Below are 18967 nucleotides of genomic sequence, written 5' to 3' on the forward strand. Positions count from 1 at the left end.
CATGAAAATTTCGCGCGCGCCGTGGTTCGCGGCGCTGTTGTTTTGCGTTGCGGCGGCCGCCGACGAATCGGGCGGACCGCCGTACGTGCCGTACAAGGCCTCGGGTATCTACGCGCTCGGTGAAACCGCGGGATGGAACGTAACGTTGCCGTGGAACGCGGCGCCCGCCACCTACGTGATCCGCCGGAACAATCTCGACGAAATCGGCCGCGGCTCGATCAAGCCCGGCAAGCCCACCACGATCGAAGCCAGGCTCGACCAGCCCGGTATGATCTACGTCGAGATCACCGACACTTCCAGCGCGAAGCCGCGCGCGCTCGGCGCCGCCGTGGCGCCCGAGAAGATAGGCCCCGCCGTCCCCGCACCTGCCGATTTCGACGCCTTCTGGGCCGCGAAGATCAAGGCGCTGCGTGCAGTCCCCGCAAAACCCGAGCTGACGTCGAAGCCCAGCGAGAAGGACGGCGTCGACTTCGCCATCCTCCGGATGAACCACGTGGACGGCAAACACGTGTGGGGACAGATCGCCAAACCTCACGACGCCACCAACAAGAAGAAATTCCCCGCACTGCTCATCCTGCAATGGGCCAGCCCGCCCTATCCACTGCAGAAACCCTGGGTCACCGAGCGCGCCGCGGAAGGCTGGCTGGCGCTCAACATCGAGCCGCACGATGTGATGCCCGACCAGCCCAAGGAGTACTACGACGCGTTGCCCGAGGCGATCAAGCAGTACAACACCATCGAAACGCGCGATCGCGACAAGAACTACTTCCTGCAGATGTATCTCGCCGACATCCGCGCGGCGGATTACCTCGCGAGCCGTCCGGACTGGGACGGCAAGACGCTGGTCGTGATGGGCACCAGCATGGGCGGCCAGCAGAGCCTGTGCACCGCGGGCCTGCATCCGAAAGTGACGGCGATGCTCCTCAACGTACCCGCGGGCGCCGACGCCAGCGGCGCCGCGCATGGCCGCAAGATTGGTTATCCGTTCTGGGATTCGAACGACGCGCAGGTGATGAAGACCGCGCCCTACTTCGATACCGTGAACTGCGCGGCACGCGTCAAGGTGCCTTCCCTGGTCGCGATGGGATTCATCGACACCACGACGCCGCCGGTCGGCATCTGGGCCGCGTTCAACGAGATCAAGGGACCGAAGGAAGCGGCACCGATGATCGACTCGCCGCACAATCATCTCGCCACGCCCGAACAATCGCTGCCGTGGACCAATCGTTCCGCCGCGTGGTTGAGCGCGCTGGTGAACGGCCGTCCGCCGATCGAACGCGCCGATGTCGCCACGCCGCGCACCGACCAGAATTCCATGCTGGCGCACGAACAACTGCTGGCTAAACGCAGCCAGGGCCAGATCGACGTCTACTTCATGGGCGATTCGATCACGCGGCGCTGGGGCGCGAGCGACGCGCAGTACAAAAACCTGCTCGACAACTGGAGCGCCAATTTCAGAGGCTGGAACGCGGCGGACTTCGGCTGGGGCGCCGACAAGACGCAGCACATGTTGTGGCGCCTGCAGAACGGCGAGCTCGACGGCGTCAATCCGAAGATCGTCGTGTTGCTGGCCGGCACGAACAACGTGGGGAACCGCACTCCGCTCGGTGACACCGAGGCACGCGCGGCCGACGTGGCGCGCGGAGTCGTCGCGGTGGTCGGAGAAATCCGGCGCCGCGCACCGCGGGCCACGGTCGTGATCACCGGCATCACGCCGCGCGACGACAACCTCGCCGTCATGCCGATCATCCGCAAGGCCAACCGCGAGATCGCGGGCCTCGCCGACGGCAAAGGCGTACGTTACATAAACATCGAAGCGCAGCTGGCCGACGCGGACGGCAATCTGCTGCCGGGCATGTCCAATGACGGGCTGCATCTGACACCGAAGTCGTACCAGGTATGGGCCGACGCTCTGAAACCGATTTTCCTGGAGATCCTCGGGCCGCCCGCCAGTGTCGATCGCGCGCCACCGCCTACTGGCGATCCCAGCGCTCCGAGATGACGAAAACCATATAACAGGAAAAATAAGGGCAGGAACCGGCAGCCGGGAGCAAGATACCGACAGGGAGAAATTCGGAGGTCTCGGGTGTCATCACCCGCGTTCGCCATCGCGCGTCACGACGCTGCGCTCGCCATTCGCCGGGCGGCGGTGGGGTTTTGGACGCAGCTTCGCACCCATCGCGACATCACCCGTTGCGTCGCCATCTCCGCGGCGGTCCATCTGCTCGTGCTGATCGGCATCGGCTCGGCGCTGTACACCAGCGGCGAAGACGACAGCGACATCCCGGAGATGTCGGTACAGCTCGAAACGCGTGCGGGACCCAACAGCGAAGAATTCAAGCAGGCCGCGCTGCCAGAACCCGCGCCCGATCCAGTCGAAGATGTGCTGGACGATCCGGGCACCGCGGCGCAGACCCTCGATGCTCCGGCAGTCGCCGATGCGGTTCCGATGCTCGAGCAGGCGCCGGATGTCGACGAACTCGATACTCCCGAAGCCATGGCGCAGTCGGGCGAAATTTCCGAGGCGACCGGTCCGGTGCTCGTCACCAGCGGCGAATCCAGTGAGCAGGTGCCGGACGTCAGCGAAGCAGTCGCGCCCGCGGCCCAGCCGCGGCCGGAGCAGCTGAAGCTCGCGAAAAATGTCACGCAACTCGCGCAGCAGCTGCTCGACACGAACATGACCAGCACCGAGCTGACCTGGCAGCAGGACGGTAAACAGTACTCGGCGCGCGTGATGCGCCAGCCGGCTGCGGACAGCACGGGCCTCGAGCAGGTGGTCGCGGAAATCATGACGGACAAGGACGGCAAACGCATGAAGACGCATTTGTCGTTGAAGCGGCTGTCGTTCTCCCACTTCACACAGCTCGTGAATCGCTGGGATCCGAACATCCAGCTGCATGACGACGTCATCGACGGCCGGTTTCACAGCAACACCGAGATCGGCATCGCGTTCACGGGCGGCATCGAGCCGCGTTTCTTCGGCAAGGTCACGACCGCCGCGGCCAACATGACTCTCAATGCATTCACCACGCGCCGCCGGAATCGCGACGTGTTCCAGGGAGGCGTGGAGACGCGCACCGAGAAGGTATCGCTGCCGCGTGAAATGCCCGACGTCCTGAACGGCGGCACCGAGAGCGATCGCCGCGTGTTCGCGGTGGACACACGCGTCATCTTCAACCCCGATGGTAGTTACGCGTGGCGCGCGGCCAATGGCGAGGGACCGCTCGAGCGCGCCGAACCGTCGCAGCGGCCGCGGTATCTGATCGGCGCCAAGGGCGCGAAGCTCTACGTGAGCGGTACGGTCGCGGGCATCTTCACCGTGTATTCGCCGACGGACATCGAGATCGAACGCAATCTCGTGTATTCGAAGGACCCGCGCGAGACGCTCATCTCGCGCGATTTCCTGGCGCTGATCTCCGGACGCGACATCCGGATCGCGGGGCCGTCGACCACCGGCAAGGGCGATCTCAACGTGCACGCGGCGCTGTACGCGCATCGGCGCTTCCTGGTCGAGTCCGTCGACCGCACCCGGTCCGGCCGGCTGAACATCCTCGGCAGCCTCACGGCCGGCACCATCAGCGAAACCGAGCCGCGTTACGCGACCAAGCTCGACTACGACAAACGCTTCGAATTCCTGCGGCCGGCGAACTTCCCGATGACCCGCCGTTACGAGGTCGAATCCTGGGATAACGAATGGGAAGAGGTCGACAAGCCAGAGGCCGGGGCCGCCACCACCGGCCTGGCCCGCTCCGACTAGCCTTTTCGCCCGGAAATGACAAATCTCGTGCCGTAGCGGCCCATTCCGCGTACATTGCGCGCCCTCCCAGGGTGCCGGGTGAGGAAAGTGGGGAAAGCCGCTTTCCCCACTTTCCTCACCCGGCACCATCCCTGCAGGCAGCGCTCCATGTCCGAAAACACTCCTCCTCCCACGTTCTCCGAGCTGGGACTCAGCGAAGCCGTCGTCGCCTCGCTGGCGGCCCTTGGCTACGAATCGCCGACGCCCATCCAGGCGCAGACCATTCCCGCGATCCTCGGGGGCGCCGATCTGCTCGGCCAGGCCTCCACCGGCACGGGCAAGACGGCCGCCTTCGCGCTGCCCATCCTGACGAAGATCGATCTGGAGCTGCGTGCGCCGCAGGCGCTGGTCCTCGCCCCGACCCGTGAGCTCGCGATCCAGGTCGCCGAGGCGTTCCAGAAGTACGCGGCCAAGATGCCGGGCTTCCACGTGTTGCCGATCTACGGCGGCCAGAGCTATACACCGCAGTTGAAGGGTCTCAAGCGCGGCGCGCACGTCATCGTCGGCACGCCGGGACGTATCCTCGATCACGTCAAGAGCGGCGCCTTGCAACTCGACCAGCTCAAGTTCCTCGTGCTCGACGAAGGCGACGAGATGCTGCAGATGGGCTTCGTCGACGACATCGAATGGCTGTTCGAACAGGCGCCGCAGGAAAAGCAGGTCTGCCTGTTCACCGCCACGTTGCCGCACGCCATCCGCCGCATCGCCTCCACGCACATGCGCGACCCGCGCGAGATCAGCGTGCAGTCGCGCGGCGAAGCGGCCCCGAAGATCCGCCAGCGTTACTGGCTGGTCAGCGGCCTGCACAAGCTCGATGCGCTGACGCGCGTGCTCGAAGCCGAGAAGTTCGACGCCGTGCTCATCTTCGTGCGCACCAAGCTCGAAACCGTCGACCTCGCGCAGCGCCTCGAAGCGCGCGGCTTCGCCGCGTCCGCGCTGAACGGCGACATGGAACAGCGGCAACGCGAGCAGATGGTCAGCCAGCTCAAGAGCGGCAAGATCGACATCCTGATCGCCACCGACGTGGCCGCGCGCGGCCTCGACGTGGACCGCATCTCGCACGTCATCAACTACGACATCCCGTACGACTCCGAGACGTACATTCACCGCATCGGCCGTACCGGCCGCGCGGGCCGCTCCGGCGATGCCATCCTGTTCGTCTCGCCGCGCGAGCGGAACATGCTGCGCATCATCGAGCGCGTGACCCAGCAGCGCATCGAAGAAATGAAGATGCCGACCGCCGCCGACGTGAACGAGCTGCGCGTGGTCAAGTTCAAGGAGAAGATCACCGCCGCCGTGTTGTCGGGTGCCGGCCAGGAATTCCGCACGATCCTCGAACAGATCGAAACCGACGGCAACGTCCCGGCCATCGAGATCGCCGCGGCGCTCGCCAGCATGGTGCAGGGCTCGACGCCGCTGTTCCTCACGCAGAAGCCGGAAGCGGACAAGCCCAAGGCCCCGCCCGCCATCGACGGCAGCGTGCCGCAACAGACGTATCGCATTGAAGTCGGCCACGAGCACGGCGTTCTGCCGGGCAACATCGTCGGCGCCATCGCGAACGAGGCCGGCATCGAAGGCAAACACATCGGCCACATCGACATCCGCGAAGACCACAGCTACGTGGATCTGCCCGGGCTGTCCGATGAAATGCTCGCATCGCTGCAGTCCGTGCGCGTGCGCGGCGCGGAGATCCGCATCGCCGCCGTCGCGTCCAAGCCCGAAAAGCCAAGGTTCACGGGCGCATCGCGCCGGCCGGACCGCATGGCGCAGGATCAATCGGCGGAACAAGGCGGCGAGCGTCGTCCGTACTCCGGCGGCGGCAAGAAATTCGAGGGCGGGGAAAAACGTCCGTACATCGGCGGCGGCAATCGCTTCGACAAGGCCGGCGAGCCGCGCCCTTACAAGAGCGAACGTTCGCAGTCGCGCAACTACAAGGGCACGCCACGGTTTCGCGACGACGCACCACGCGCGCCGCGCGCCCCCGCCGCCGAAGGCGCGGATCGCGCGCCGGAACGCGGCAGCAGACCGCCGCGTTTTTCCACCTTCGCCGAGAAGCCGCGTGCCGACAGCAAACCTTCGTTCGGCGCGGGAAAACCCGAGGGCTTCAAGAAGAAGTTCGTCGGCAAGGCCGCGGGCGCCAAGGGCTCCTACAAGGGCGGCAAGGCGTTCCGCGACAAGCGGTAGCTAGTCTCAGTTGGGCGGCCGCAGGGCTTCGGGTTCGGTGCCGTTACCCTCGTCCGTCTGCGGCCGGCGCTGCTCGTCGAAGTACTCGCGCATGTTGTCGAACATGTTGCCGTTCACCTTGTCCTTGCCGATCTGGCAGGCGAAAAACATCGCATTCACGATGGCGCAGCCGTTCGGCAGGCGATAGATCGCGTTGCCCTTCTCGTCGTATTCGAGACCATCGACTCCGGGCTTCCACTTGAACTTGCTGAGCTTCGAGCGCTGGCGTTTGGTGAGCGAGGCCCAGGTGCCACCCGGCCCGGCGAACATCCTCGCGATGCGTTCGGCTTCGGCCTCCCGCGCCAGCAGCCGGGTCACCGATTTCTGACCCTCGAGTGGCCAATCGACGTGGTCGGGGCTGGATGGTGCGGTGATGGCGTTGGACTCGCCGCCGGCCGCCTTCGGAGGTGCGGCAGGCGGTTGGGAGGGCACACGTCGGTCGGGTTCCGCTGCCGGTGGGCCTGCCCGCGGTTCGTCGGGATCCTCGAGCGGGTCGAGGTACATCGTGATCGGTTCGCTGACGAAGTTCGCGCCCTGCCGGCGGCTGGTGGAATCGAGCCCCAGCGAAAACAACAGAAAGAGCACGACGGCATGCCCCAGCAGCACGCAGAGCAATGCCGCTATTCGCCGCCCTATCATTGTCCGAGTCTGACAGACTTTTACCGACACGAGTTCCCGCGCCCCGGGCCGCTGGCGCCCGCGGACCCCGCTTGCGCGCGAAAGTGGGAACACGCCTATGCATCGTGGCGGCCTTCACGCGGTGCGGACGCGGCCGGCAGGGGCAGCGGCGCGGCACGATCCTGGCGCAGGCTGCGAGTCTAACTACTCGTGCGGAGCGATCATGACTGCCAGCGTTCGCAGCGTCCAGAATATCGCCAACTACCTGGCAATCCTCTTCGGCCTGTGCGCGGTCGTCGCCGGCGGAATGTTCATCGCCTCGTGAAGCGCCGATTCGCGGCGGCAGCCGCATTGTAAGAATCGCCCTACGTCGGGGGCCGCCTAAAACATCGGCATGGCGCGGCAGTGGCGCATTTCCATGTGTCGGTGGATGACTGACATTGCCAGCCATGCAAGACACCGGCCCGGACCCCAAATTGATCAAAGCGGTCTGGCTGGTCGCCCTGATGGGCGTCGGCGCCGTGTTGTATTTCGCGCAGGACGTGTTCATTCCGGTCGCCATTGCGTTGTTCCTCGCATTACTGCTCACGCCGGCCGTGGACGCATTGCAACGCTGGCATCTGCGGCGCGGTTTCGCCGTCGCGCTGGTGGCGTTCGTGGTCTTCGCCCTCGCCGCCCTCGCAATCAATGTGGTGTGGACTCCGGCGACGGAATGGCTGTCGCGCGCGCCGCAGACCATGCGCAAGATCGATCCGCGTCTGCAGCCGCTCCGCGAGATGTTCGAGCGGGTCGACGACGTCGCCGAGCGCGCCGGCCGGCTCACCCAGGGCGGCGCGGTAGTTAGCGGAAAACCGGCCATCGTCACGCCGGTGGCCGGCGAAAGCACGGCCATTGCCATCACGAAATCCTTCATCGGCAGCCTGACGGTGATTCCGCTGACGTTGTTCTTCCTGCTCGGCGGTCCGCCGCTGCTGGCGCGGATGGGTGCGTCGCTGTCGGGCAGCGAGGCCAGCGCCAAGGCACTGCGGCTGACCGAGGCGATCCGCCAGGAAGTCGGCCGCTACTTCGGCACGATCGCGTTGATCAATTTCGGCCTCGGTTGCGCCACCGCGTTGTGCCTGTATGCGCTCGGCATGCCGAACGCGATTCTCTGGGGCGTGCTCGCCGCGGTTTTCAATTTCGTGCCGTACCTGGGCCCGATCGCGGCGTTTTTCATCATCACGATCGCGGCGCTGGTCACTTTCAACAGCACCGGTCGCGCGCTCTCGGTGCCCGGAGTATTCCTCTGCCTGCATCTGATCGAGGGGCAGCTGGTGCAACCGCTGACCGTCGGCCGCCGCTTCGAAGTCAACGCGCTGGTGGTGCTGCTCGCCGTGTGGTTCGGTTACGGCTTCTGGGGCATTCCCGGCATGTTGTTAGCGACGCCGGTGCTGGTCGCCGTCAAGGTCGCCGCGCAGTACCAGCCGTCGTGGCGCACGGTGCGGGATTTCCTCACGCCGAACGATTATTGGCATCCCAAGTCGCTCAAACGCCGGCGCGTGGCGAAGGATGCGGATCCGACGCCCGCGGCGGCACAAAACGCACCGGTCGCCCGCCGCAGTGCCTAGCGCCACCCGCTGCGATTCACGGCGTCGAGTCCGATGACGGCCTCGTGACGCTGCGCTTCGTTCCCGCCGGCCACGATGAAGGCTTGCGGCAAACGCCAGAAGCAACGGATCATGGCATCGTGTGCAGGGTGCACTCCACGTCCGTCGCGGCTTCCCGATTCAGCTGACTCCCATGTCCGTCGTCACCATCGTTCTCACCACCCTGTTCGTCACGGCCTTCGTGATCTGGATCGGCGCGAACCTCGCCACGACGGAGAAACGCCTGCTGTATCGTCCGCGCCGCCTGTACACCAGCGGCGATGCGGATTTCCGGCGCGCGCTCGGCATCCTGCTCGGCCCGCCGCTGGTCTCCGGCAATCGCATCACGTCGCTGGTGAACGGCGCGCAGATCTATCCGGCGATGCTCAATGCGATTCGTACCGCGCAAACCAACATCACCTTCGAGACCTTCGTGTTTCGCGACGCGATGGGCGCGACGTTCGTCGAAGAGTTGTCCGCGGCAGCCAGGCGCGGCGTCCAGGTCCACATGCTGCTCGACTGGCTCGGCTCGCGGACCATGGATTCCAACCTGCTGGCCGCGGCGCGTGCCGCGGGCTGCGACCTGCACCTGTATCACCCGCCGTCCTGGTATCACCTGGGCCGGCTCAACAATCGCACCCACCGCAAATTGCTGGTGATCGACGGCAAACTGGGTTTCACCGGCGGCGTCGGCATGGGTGTGGAGTGGGATGAAGGACTCTCGGGCGTGCCACCCTGGCGCGAAACACATTTCAAGGCCGAAGGACCGGTGGTTGCCCAGATGCAGGCGGTCTTCGTCGACAACTGGATCAAGGCGACGGGCCGCGTGCTGCATGGCGCCGAATATTTCCCGAAGCTCTCGAACACCGCCGGCGACATGGATGCGCAGATGTTCGGCAGCTCGCCGGTCGGCGGCTCGGAGAGCATGCATCTCATGGTGCTGCTGGCGCTCAGCGCCGCGAAGACGTCGATCGACATCGAGAACGCGTACTTCGTGCCGGACAAACTGACGGTCGAATCGCTTTGCTCTGCGGCCCATCGCGGCGTGCGCGTGCGGATCGTGGTGCCCGGCCATTACACCGACGCCCGCATCGGCCGCTGGGCGGCGCATGGGTTGTACGGTCGGCTGCTCGAGGCCGGCATCCAGATCCACGAATACCAGCCGACGATGATGCACTGTAAGGTGATGGTCATCGACGGCGTGTGGTGCTCGATGGGCTCGGCCAACTTCGACGACCGGTCGTTCCGCCTCAACGATGAAGCCAATCTCAACGTGTTCAGCGAGGACCTGGCGCGCGAACAGACCGCGCTCATCGATGCCGACATCGCGCAGTCGCGACGCATGGTGCTCAAGAAGTGGCGTAATCGGAAATTCGGCCGGCGCGTGAACGAACGGCTGGCACTGCTGCTGCGCTCGCAGTTGTAGCAGAGTTGGCGTCAGTCCCCGCCCACCTCGAAGCTGTTCCCGGCGTAAACGCTCTGGAAGTTCTCGATGTGGCGGCCCGTACAGCGCAGCACCTCCTGCTCGAGATGCTTGAACTCCGCCGAACCGCGCTTGAACGCATAGAAGCCGCCGATCGAGGATACGAACGCGTCGCCCGCGCCGGCGACGGTCGAATCGCCATAACCCGAAATCAACACCGCCGCCAGCCTGGCGCCGGGCGTCACGTCGAGTTCCCAGGCCACGGCCTGGTGCGACGACAACACCAGTGCCACCGGACGCGGCACCGCTCTAACTAGCACCCTGACCGGTCCGCCGCCGCAGGGAACACCGGGAACCCGCATTGCCACGGCCTCGTAAACACTGACGGCTTCCATCTGCGCGGTACGCGCGCGGCGCGGCAGCAGTCCGCTTCCGGCGACGATGGTGAGCCCGTTGCGCGCCGGCCTCGATCTGGGCGCGGCCGCGCGCGCGGCTTTGACCGTCGCGGATTCCTGCCCGTCGTCCTCATTGCGATTGAGATACGCGGCGAATTCCAGTGGACCGTAGTTCATGCCAATCCCTCATCGTGTGCGGCCGCGCCGCACCCACTATGTGTCGCCACGCGCCGTTTTCCCCCACTTCGGGCGTAATCGTCTGCCGCGCCCTTAGGGGCGACATGTTCGTCCCGCGGGTCCTATCGTGCGGCCGCGGTGCCGACGCTTGTCAGTCGGGCTTCTACGTAGTGAGGAGCGTCTATCCAGGGCGCATCGAGTGTGCGCCGGGCGAACTATTGCGGACCCAGTAACGCGATGAGGATCTCGGGCTCGATCGGCTTGGTGAGATGGTGATCGAAGCCCGCGGCGCGCGATTGCGCCTTGTCCGAATCCTGCGCCCAGCCCGTGATCGCGATGAGCAACACGCCGCCCCCGCCGGGTGCGGCGCGAATCTGGCGCGCGACGTCGTAGCCGTTGGCCTTGGGCATGCCGATGTCGAGCAGCGCCACGTCGGGTCTGATTTTGGCGAACACCTGCAGCGCAGAATGTCCGTCGTGCGCGAGCTCTACCTCGTGGCCTTCGAGCCGCAGGATGATGGCGAGGCTCTCGGCGGCATCGCGATTGTCGTCCGCCAGCAGGATGCACTTGTTAGGCGCGACGCGCACGTTGCGTGCCACGTCCGCGGTGCCCGCTGCAGCGGCCGCGATCGACGCACCCGGCAGCCGCACGGTGAATCGGCTGCCCTTGCCCGTGCCCGCGCTCGAGACGTCGATCCGCCCGCCGTGCAACTCGACGATTCCTTTCGCCAGCGCGAGACCGATCCCCAGGCCGCCGGCCGCGTGATCCTGCGCCGAACGCACCTGCGCGAACATGCCGAACACCTTCGGCAGGTCTTCGTTCGCGATGCCGATGCCGCTGTCTTCGACACTGACGATGAGATCGCCCTGCTGGATCGAAGCCAGCACGCGGATCTGGCCCTGCGGGTTCGTGTACTTGGCGGCGTTGGTCAGCAGGTTCGACAACACCTGCGCGAGACGCAGCGGATCGGCGTTGATGCGCAGATCGCCGGGCACGTCGGCGCTCAGCTGGTGGCGGCGCTCGTCGATGAGCGGGCGCGCGGTTTCCACCGCGGCGCTGACGATCGACTGCAGGTCGGTCTCCTGTTTGCGCAGCTGCAACGTGCCGTGGGTGATGCGCGAGACGTCGAGCAGATCGTCGAGCAGCAGCGACATGTGCTGCACCTGCCGTTCGATCACGTTGTTGGACCAGCGCTTCTGCGCGTCGGTGGCATGTTCGTTGCGCGCGATGGTGGCCGCCTGGCGGATGGGCGCGAGCGGGTTGCGCAGCTCATGCGCCAGGGTCGCGAGGAATTCGTCCTTGCGCCGGTCGGCTTCGAGCAGCTCGCGCTCCTGCGACTTGCGTTCGGTGATGTCGGCGAACCAGACCGCGAGATCGCCATCGAGCGGCGAGGCGATGATGTGGAACCAGTTGTGATTGCCGTCGACTTCCGACTGCCGCTCGACCTCGCGCACTTCGTTCTTCTCGATCGCCTCGACATACAGATCGAAACGCGCGCGATCGTCCCAGGCTCGCGGCAGCGTATCGGCGACGCGCCGGCCGACGAAATCGGCGGGCTTGACCCGCATGATGTTCGCCGCCGCCGTGTTGAGGAACACCCAGCGGAATTCGACGATCTTGCCGGCCGCGTCGCGGTCGGGAGAAAAGATGAGAAATGGCACACCCGATGCTTCCAGCACCGACTGGAAACGCCGGTCGCGTTGGCTCACCAGTTCTTCGGCGCGCGCGCGTTCGATGAACACGGCCGCCTTGCGCGCGCAGATGTCGGCGATGCGGATCTCCCGATCGGTCGGCCGCCGCGGCTTCACGAAATGAACGGACAAGGCTCCCAGCACATCGCCGTCGCGGCCCACCAGCGGTGTCGAGTGCACCGCACGTACGCCATCGGCGCGCGCAACTTCGCGGAACTCCACGAAGCGGGCATCGTGCTCGAGGTCGTCGACGATGACCCGTGATTTTTCCGCGCAGGCCAGCGCGGAAGGACCCTTTGACGCACCGGAGTTGCGCGGACCCTGCAGCGTGCGTTCGTCGAAGCCCACGCTGGCCGCGATCTTGAGCGAGTCGCGCCGCGTATCGCAGATGGAGATGAGGCCCTTGTCGCCCTGGTGAATGCGCACGAAGGTGGCGAGGATCAGCTGCAGCTGGTCGTGCAGTCCCTGGATCGAGGCCAGCGCCGCGGACAATTCGTGCAGCTCGTTGATGTCGGAGATTTCGCGGCGCGAGATCTGCCGGTAGTAGTCGCCCACGTAGATGACCATGACGGAGACCAGCGCCGTCGAAATCATCGCGACCTGCTCGGCCGAGTTCGGAACCCAGATCGAACCGGTGTCCTTGAGTGCTGCGGAGTTGATGAGGCCGATGGCGGCGGTGAGCGCGCCCGGGCCGCGCCCGGCGATCGTCGTGACCAGCACGATCGCGGGGATGAAGAAGATGAACGTTATCCGGGCCTGCGTGAACGGATAGATGGCCCAATGCACCACGGCGGCGGCCACACCCACGACGATCGCAAATCCGTAGCCGCGCAGCGCAGATTTCTCGATCCACGGCCACAGGCGTGCAAAGCGCGTTTCCCCCGGATTTCGCGTTGGCAGGACACACTCCCCGAGCTGGCTTTCCGACGCGGAAGACTACTCTTTCCTCCGCGCAATCGCCCGGTCGGAGCGCCGCCGCCCTCGCCTTCAGGTCACCGGCGGAGGCTGGCCCGCGTGCATCGGCAGCGTCTCGTCGATCCACGCCCAGCCGGGTGCAGCGCCGGTCCAGATCGTGGTGCCGGGCCGCATCAGTTCGATGTCGTCCAATGCGCCGCCGCGCACGATCACGAGGTGCGGCCGCGCTTCGGCGGCACTGAAAACCTGCGTCCCGCACTTCGGACAGAAGCGCCGATGCATCACGTTGCCGCTGTCCGCGACGCTGCGATAGTCGGTCAATTCGCCTTCGATCGTGAGCGCATCGCTCGGAAAAACCACGTTGACCGTGGCATTGCCGGCGGCCAGGTACTGGCATACCCGGCACCAGCACAGGCGCATCGAGATGGGTTGCGCGCTGAACCTGAATCGCACGCTCTTGCAAAGGCAGCCGCCGGTAATGTCCATGCGCGGTATTTTGCCTCGCGCTTTATACTTGCGTGCATGAAATTCTATTCGTGGAACGTCAACGGCATCCGTGCCGTCGTCAAGAAAGGCACCTTCCAGAAATTCATGGCCGAGCACCAGCCGGACATCCTGTGCCTGCAGGAAACCAAGGCCGAGCGCGGCCAGGCCGAAATCGACCTCGCGGGGTATCACGAATACTGGAATTCCGCAGAGAAGAAAGGTTACTCCGGCACCGCGATCTTCAGCCGCCAGGAACCGATCAAGGTTACCAACGGATTCCCGAAGAGTTTCGCCGAGAAGTTTACGTTCGCCGACGAGCTCGAGCGGGATTCATCGAACGAAGGCCGCGTCATCACCGCGGAGTTCGAGAAGTTCTACGCAGTGACGGTCTACACGCCCAATGCGAAGGACGATCTGTCGCGCCTCAAGCTGCGCCACAAGCATTGGGATCCGGCTTTTCTCGCCTGGTGCAAGCAGCTCGACAAGAAAAAGCCGGTGATCTACTGCGGCGACCTCAACGTCGCGCACACCGAGCTCGATCTTGCGAACCCCAAGCCTAACAAGGGCAAGAAGGGCTTCACCGACGAGGAGCGCGAAGGCTTTCAGAACATGGTCGACGCCGGCTTCGTCGACACGTTCCGCATCTTCACCGAGGGCAACGGGCACTACTCATGGTGGTCGCATTTCGCCAATTCCCGCGCGCGCAACGTGGGATGGAGAATCGACTACGTGCTCGTGTCCGCGGCGATCAGCAAGAAAGTAAAAGAAGCGAAGATCCATGCCGATGTGCTGGGCAGCGATCACTGCCCGGTCAGCATCCGCATCGATATCTAGCGCGACGCACGCCCTACCCGCTTTCCCGGATTGACAGCCGCCGCGCGCACGGCTTACATTCACCCATATGGGTGAATATCAATCGGCCCGACTCGACGGGGTTTTCAATGCCTTGTGCGATCCGACGCGCCGCGCGATTCTCGCGCGCCTCACGGACGCCGACGCTCGCGTCACCGAGATCGCGGGAGATTTCCCGATTTCGCTCAATTCCATTTCCAAACACATCCGCATGCTGGAACGCGCGGGCCTGCTGCGCCGCTCGATCGTCGGCCGCGATCACGTGTTGTCGCTGAACGCCGCGCCACTCGCGGAAGCCATGGCGTGGATCGAGCGTTACCGCAGCTTCTGGGAAAGCCGCCTGGCGGCGCTCGAGTCGTACGTCATCAACAAGAAGAGGAAACGCAAATGAACGCTGCGCTCGCCAGTGCCGCCGTAGTAGTGAGGCGCACGATCTCCGCATCCGCCGAAGACCTGTTCGACGCCTGGCTCGACCCCGAGGCACTCGCCACCTGGATGCGTCCCGGCGCCATCCGCAGCACGGTGGCGAAGGTCGAACCGCGGGTCGGCGGATCCTACGAGATCACCATGCAAGGGCAGTCCGGCCCCATCGTGCACCGCGGGGTGTACCAGCAGATAGACCGGCCGAAGCGCCTGGTCTTCACCTGGGCCTCGCCGGGCACGGAGCTGCGCGACACGCTGGTCACCGTCGATTTCGTCCCCGCGGGCAAACGCACCGAGATCATTGTCACGCACGAGCAATTGCCCGAGAGCGCGCGCCCCTCGCACAGCAATGGCTGGACCAGCGGCCTGCAGCACCTGGACGAAGCCTGCCAGCAAGGTCTGCTCGGATGAGTCCGCTGCTCTCCAACAAGACGGCCGTCGTCTACGGCGGTGGCGGTGCGATCGGCGCCGCCGCGGCACGGGTGTTTGCGCGCGAGGGCGCGAGCGTGTTTCTCGCCGGGCGCACGCGTTCGAAGCTCGAAGCGGTCGCGACGGACATCCGCTCCGCGGGCGGCCGCGCGGAGGTGGCCGTGCTCGATGTGTTCGACGAACCCGCGGTGCACGCGCATGCCGATGCGGTGGCGCGGAAGACCGGCCGCATCGACGTCGTGCTCAACGGCATCGGCATCGTGCACGTCCAGGGAAAGTCCTTCACCGAAACCACGCTGGCCGAATACGAACAGCCCATCACGGCCACCGTGCGGGCGCAGTTCATCACCGCGCAGGCGGTGGCCCGCCACATGGTCGCGGGCGGCGTCATCCTGTCGTTGACCACTCCGGGTGGGCGTATCGCGGGCAAGGGATTTCTGGCCAACGGTGTGTTCTCGGCCGCCACCGAAGCATTTTCACGCCTGCTGGCCGCCGAACTGGGCGATCGGGGCATCCGCACCGTGTGTCTGCGACCCGACGCGTTGCCCGACGCCGTCGAACTCTCGCACGCGCGTGAGGTGTTCGAAGGTGTGTCGAAACGCGTCGGCATTCCAGTGCACGAAATGCTCGCCGAACATGGCCGCACGTCCACCTTGTTAGGCCGGCTGCCGCGGTTGGCCGAAGTCGCGGAGTTCGCGGCCTTCGTCGCGTCGGATCGTGCCGGCGCCATGACGGGCGCCATCGCCAATCTCACCTGCGGCTCGATGGTGGACGCGTGAACGCGGCCATCAGGATCACGGCGCTGCCGTGGGCGCCGCCGCAATTCCAGGGCCAGGTCCGCGACCTGGCCGTTCGCTGGGCGCTCGAGGAAGCGGGGCTGCCCTATGCGGTCGATTTGTTGGGCGACGAAACGCGCAATGCCCCGGCTTTTCGCCGGCAACAGCCCTTCGGCCAGGTGCCCACGTACACGGAAGACGGCATCGAATTGTTCGAGACCGGCGCCATCGTCCTGCACATCGCGGAGAAGCCGCCGTTGCCCGGCCGCACGGCACTGTTGCCGGTGGATTCCGCGGCGCGCGCACGCGCCAGGGCGTGGCTGTTCGCCGCCCTCAACTCTCTCGACGTCGACATCACCACGCTCGGCGACATCGACCACTGGGCGCCGGACGAACCCTGGGGCATCACCCGTCGCCCGCAGCTCGAACAGGCGGTGCGCGCGCGGCTGGAAATCCTCGCCGCTCAATTCGCGGAGCGCGAATATCTCGCGGGCGATTTCAGCGCCGCCGACATCATGACGATCATGGTGCTGCGCGCGCTGCGCCACACCACACTGGTCGACGACATTGCCGCGCTGCGGGCCTGGCGCGACCGCTGCGAAGCGCGCGCAGCCTTTCAACGTTCGCTGGCCGCGCAACTGCAGGAATATGCGCGGCACGCACCCAGATCCGAGTAGTACCAGAGGTTCACATGACCAACATCCGCGTCACCGGTTTCAAGTGGGTTCCTCCTTTTGCGCAGGGCCTCGTGCGCGATCTGCGCGTGCGCTGGGCGCTCGAAGAGGCCGGCCTGCCGTACGAGGAAAACCTGCTCGGCCAGGGCGAACAGAATTCTGCGCAGCATCGCGCAGTCCAGCCGTTCGGCCAGGTGCCGGTCTACGAGGAAGACGACCTCACGCTGTTCGAATCGGGCTCCATCGTTTTGCACATCGGCGAAAAATCCCCTGCGCTGCTGCCGCGCGAGCCCGGCGCGCGCGCCCGCGTGATCACCTGGATGTTCGCCGCGCTGAACTCGGTCGAGCCTCCTCTGCTGACGCTCGCCGCGCTCGACTCGTTTTTCGCGCAGGAAGAATGGGCGCGGCTGCGCAAACCGAGCGCGCTCGCGATGGCGCAGTCGCGTCTCAATGGTCTCGCAGCGGGGCTCGGCGATCGGGATTACTTCGCCGGAACTTTCTCGGCGGCGGATATCCTGATGACGACGGTATTGCGTTTCATCAAACACACGCCGTTGGTCGCCGACATGCCCACGCTGGCCGCCTATCAGGCGCGCTGCGAAGCGCGGCCGGCCTTCCAGCGCGCGCTCGAGTCGCAACTCGCTCCATTTGCGAAGTACGCGCCGGCCGCCGCATGAACGTCAGAACGGCACGCCGATGACGAAGCGCCACGAGCTCAACGGACCCGCGAGCCGGTAACCGAAGCCGATACGCGGCGCATCGAAACGCCAGATCTTGAGCGCGGGACGCGTGCTCAGCGTGAACCCGAACTCCGCCTGGATCGGCTGCCTGCGTGCGTTGGCCACCGGCGCGGTCGGCGGATCGACGACCGCGTCGAAAATCGCGTACAGCCCGAGCTCAGGTTCGCGCCCGCGCAGCTTTACGCCCAGGCCGCGCGTGATGTCGACGCCGTATCGCAGCCGCACGAACTGGTCTGCCGGCACGTCGTGCCGGTACTCGACGCCGGCGTAACTCAATTCGCCGCGCAGGAATTGATTCCAGCCCTGCCATTCGCCGTGGCGCTCGAGGCGCAGCCCCGCGCCGTACAGGATGCCGCCCAGGCTGCTGGACGCGAAGCTCAGGCCCGCGCGCGCGTAGGGAATGAGATGCCAGTCGTCGCGCAATAGATAGTCGAGCTCGAAGCCCGGCACGATGCTGATGCTGTCGACGCGCGTCGGCGGCCCTTCCGACAGAACGTCCACCGGGTTGAAGTCGAAGAAGCCGGTGGTCACCGGCAGTACGAAACGCAGGCCCGGTGTGCCCGCGCGGCTGACGCGCAGGTCGTGATCGTAGGTCAGTCGATAGACCTGCAGCGTGCGGCCGTCCATGTCGTAGACGCCGCTGCCGAGATCGGTCGCGAACACGTAGTTGACGGATGAGCCGACCGCATCCTCCTCGGCTGCGTTCTGTGCGATGGCAGGCGCAGCGCACAGAGCGAGCAGTGCCGCGACCCGCGCCGCGTCAGCGATGCAACGCACCGCCCTTTCCGTGATCAGGTTTCAACATGGGCGCGACAATGCCATAACGCACGCGCACGTGGCTGCGCAAATGACGGCGCGACAACGACGCGATCAGGCGGCCCTCAGTGCGCTGCCGTGTGGGTCCGCGGCGTGCGCACAAGACGTGGCGTGAACAATCTTTCGCCGCGCAAGAATGTCTCCGTCGCCGGCCGGAATTTCTGCGCCAGCGCTCGCTTGACCGTCGCGGCGACTCGCCGCCCCGCGGCGAACGCGTTCACATCGCCGAGCACGAACTGCGTCGAGTCGTCCAGCAGCTCGATGTCGCGCGCGGCGAGCCAGTACATCAACCCCTGGTGGCTGCGGATCCGGTTGGGCAGCCCGGGCTGCAGCAAACCGATCAGCTCGATGGGCGGGAGGCTGCTCACCAGCTTGTCGTAGACGATCGTGGAGCCATCGGCGAGTTCGACCGCGTGGGTTGCGGGAGAGATACGAGTCACGCGCGTCCGCAGCCGTAATTCGCCGCGCAGCAGCGGCACCAGGCTCTCGAGCGATTCGCGCGTGTTCGACTCCTGCGATGAATCCTCGATCGGGTCCAGGCGCGGCGGAATCCAGCGCGCGACCACGTGATGATCATGGATATCGCTCCCGGCCTCGCAGCCCGTCGATACTTCGCCCAACTGCGCCCGCCGTTCGAGCAGCAGGCTGTGTTCGCCCAGATGCAGCGCCGCCGTGATGCCGGCCGCACCGGCACCGATGATGACGATGCGTCGTCGCTCTGGAACGACGTCCAACGGGGGCGCGAAATATCGCGCAGGAAACGTGCAGATCATCGCAGGCAAACCTCGGGACGAAGCGCTCAGGCGCCCTGCGATTCCTTCACTTTCCTGCTGAGCAGCACGCCCACCAGAATTCCGGACAACACCGCCGCCAAGGTCGCTTGAAGGATGGCTTTCATCCTCGCAGTC

Annotated in this window: 16 protein-coding genes and 1 pseudogene; 11 read left to right on the top strand and 6 right to left on the bottom strand. The window is 65.7% G+C overall.

The features are described 5' to 3' along the window. The first annotated feature begins 1 nt into the window (after position 1). The 3 genes and pseudogenes from WDO72_01210 to WDO72_01220 all read left to right on the top strand — a co-directional run bounded on the left by WDO72_01210 (position 2) and on the right by WDO72_01220 (position 5488). Positions 2-2002, top strand: coding sequence for an acetylxylan esterase (locus WDO72_01210; GenBank protein ID MEJ0084274.1), 2001 nt, complete (start codon positions 2-4; stop codon positions 2000-2002). A gap of 84 nt (positions 2003-2086) precedes the next feature. Further along, positions 2087-3757 (top strand): hypothetical protein, encoded by a 1671-nt coding sequence (locus WDO72_01215; GenBank protein MEJ0084275.1) that lies wholly within the window; start codon positions 2087-2089, stop codon positions 3755-3757. Between the two features lie 147 nt (positions 3758-3904). Then, positions 3905-5488 (top strand): annotated as a pseudogene (locus tag WDO72_01220) (DEAD/DEAH box helicase). A gap of 498 nt (positions 5489-5986) precedes the next feature. Here WDO72_01220 and WDO72_01225 read toward each other — a convergent pair. Continuing rightward, positions 5987-6658 carry a hypothetical protein gene (locus WDO72_01225; GenBank protein MEJ0084276.1) on the bottom strand — a complete coding sequence of 224 codons (672 nt, stop codon included), beginning with the start codon at positions 6656-6658 and terminating at the stop codon, positions 5987-5989. A 428-nt stretch (positions 6659-7086) separates the two neighbouring features. Here WDO72_01225 and WDO72_01230 point away from each other — a divergent pair, with 428 nt between their 5' ends. Continuing rightward, complete coding sequence (locus WDO72_01230; protein ID MEJ0084277.1) at positions 7087-8244, top strand: AI-2E family transporter; 1158 nt, start codon at positions 7087-7089, stop codon at positions 8242-8244. Positions 8245-8416: 172 nt separating this feature from the next. Next, the gene (locus WDO72_01235; protein MEJ0084278.1) at positions 8417-9688 is read left to right on the top strand and encodes a phospholipase D-like domain-containing protein; all 1272 of its coding nucleotides are present in this window, start codon (positions 8417-8419) and stop codon (positions 9686-9688) included. An 11-nt stretch (positions 9689-9699) separates the two neighbouring features. Here WDO72_01235 and WDO72_01240 read toward each other — a convergent pair whose 3' ends face one another. The 3 genes from WDO72_01240 to WDO72_01250 all read right to left on the bottom strand — a co-directional run bounded on the left by WDO72_01240 (position 9700) and on the right by WDO72_01250 (position 13349). Further along, positions 9700-10257 (bottom strand): hypothetical protein, encoded by a 558-nt coding sequence (locus tag WDO72_01240; protein MEJ0084279.1) that lies wholly within the window; start codon positions 10255-10257, stop codon positions 9700-9702. A 215-nt stretch (positions 10258-10472) separates the two neighbouring features. Then, complete coding sequence (locus WDO72_01245) at positions 10473-12755, bottom strand: ATP-binding protein (GenBank protein MEJ0084280.1); 2283 nt, start codon at positions 12753-12755, stop codon at positions 10473-10475. A gap of 180 nt (positions 12756-12935) precedes the next feature. Then, complete coding sequence (locus WDO72_01250; GenBank protein ID MEJ0084281.1) at positions 12936-13349, bottom strand: GFA family protein; 414 nt, start codon at positions 13347-13349, stop codon at positions 12936-12938. A 36-nt stretch (positions 13350-13385) separates the two neighbouring features. Here WDO72_01250 and WDO72_01255 point away from each other — a divergent pair, with 36 nt between their 5' ends. The 6 genes from WDO72_01255 to WDO72_01280 all read left to right on the top strand — a co-directional run bounded on the left by WDO72_01255 (position 13386) and on the right by WDO72_01280 (position 17180). Further along, positions 13386-14183, top strand: a complete 798-nt coding sequence (locus WDO72_01255) for an exodeoxyribonuclease III (GenBank protein ID MEJ0084282.1) — start codon at positions 13386-13388, stop codon at positions 14181-14183. A gap of 67 nt (positions 14184-14250) precedes the next feature. Then, a complete protein-coding gene (locus tag WDO72_01260) occupies positions 14251-14592 on the top strand; it encodes a metalloregulator ArsR/SmtB family transcription factor (protein ID MEJ0084283.1) in 342 nt (113 codons plus the stop codon). Continuing rightward, entirely contained in the window at positions 14589-15035 is a 447-nt protein-coding gene (locus WDO72_01265; GenBank protein MEJ0084284.1) for an SRPBCC domain-containing protein, read from the top strand. Before WDO72_01260 ends, WDO72_01265 begins: the two co-directional genes overlap by 4 nt. After that, on the top strand, positions 15032-15832 hold the full coding sequence (locus tag WDO72_01270) for an SDR family oxidoreductase (protein ID MEJ0084285.1): 801 nt from the start codon (positions 15032-15034) through the stop codon (positions 15830-15832). Before WDO72_01265 ends, WDO72_01270 begins: the two co-directional genes overlap by 4 nt. Continuing rightward, a complete protein-coding gene (locus WDO72_01275; protein ID MEJ0084286.1) occupies positions 15829-16506 on the top strand; it encodes a glutathione S-transferase family protein in 678 nt (225 codons plus the stop codon). Before WDO72_01270 ends, WDO72_01275 begins: the two co-directional genes overlap by 4 nt. A gap of 14 nt (positions 16507-16520) precedes the next feature. Next, positions 16521-17180 carry a glutathione S-transferase family protein gene (locus WDO72_01280; GenBank protein MEJ0084287.1) on the top strand — a complete coding sequence of 220 codons (660 nt, stop codon included), beginning with the start codon at positions 16521-16523 and terminating at the stop codon, positions 17178-17180. Positions 17181-17183: 3 nt separating this feature from the next. Here the strand turns inward: WDO72_01280 and WDO72_01285 are convergent, their stop codons facing one another. Both WDO72_01285 and WDO72_01290 read right to left on the bottom strand, forming a co-directional pair. Next, positions 17184-18020 carry a hypothetical protein gene (locus WDO72_01285; protein ID MEJ0084288.1) on the bottom strand — a complete coding sequence of 279 codons (837 nt, stop codon included), beginning with the start codon at positions 18018-18020 and terminating at the stop codon, positions 17184-17186. A gap of 104 nt (positions 18021-18124) precedes the next feature. After that, positions 18125-18793, bottom strand: coding sequence for a hypothetical protein (locus tag WDO72_01290; protein ID MEJ0084289.1), 669 nt, complete (start codon positions 18791-18793; stop codon positions 18125-18127). Positions 18794-18967 lie beyond the last annotated feature (174 nt).

Source organism: Pseudomonadota bacterium, assembly GCA_037200975.1.
Taxonomy (GTDB): Bacteria; Pseudomonadota; Gammaproteobacteria; order Steroidobacterales; family Steroidobacteraceae; genus CADEED01.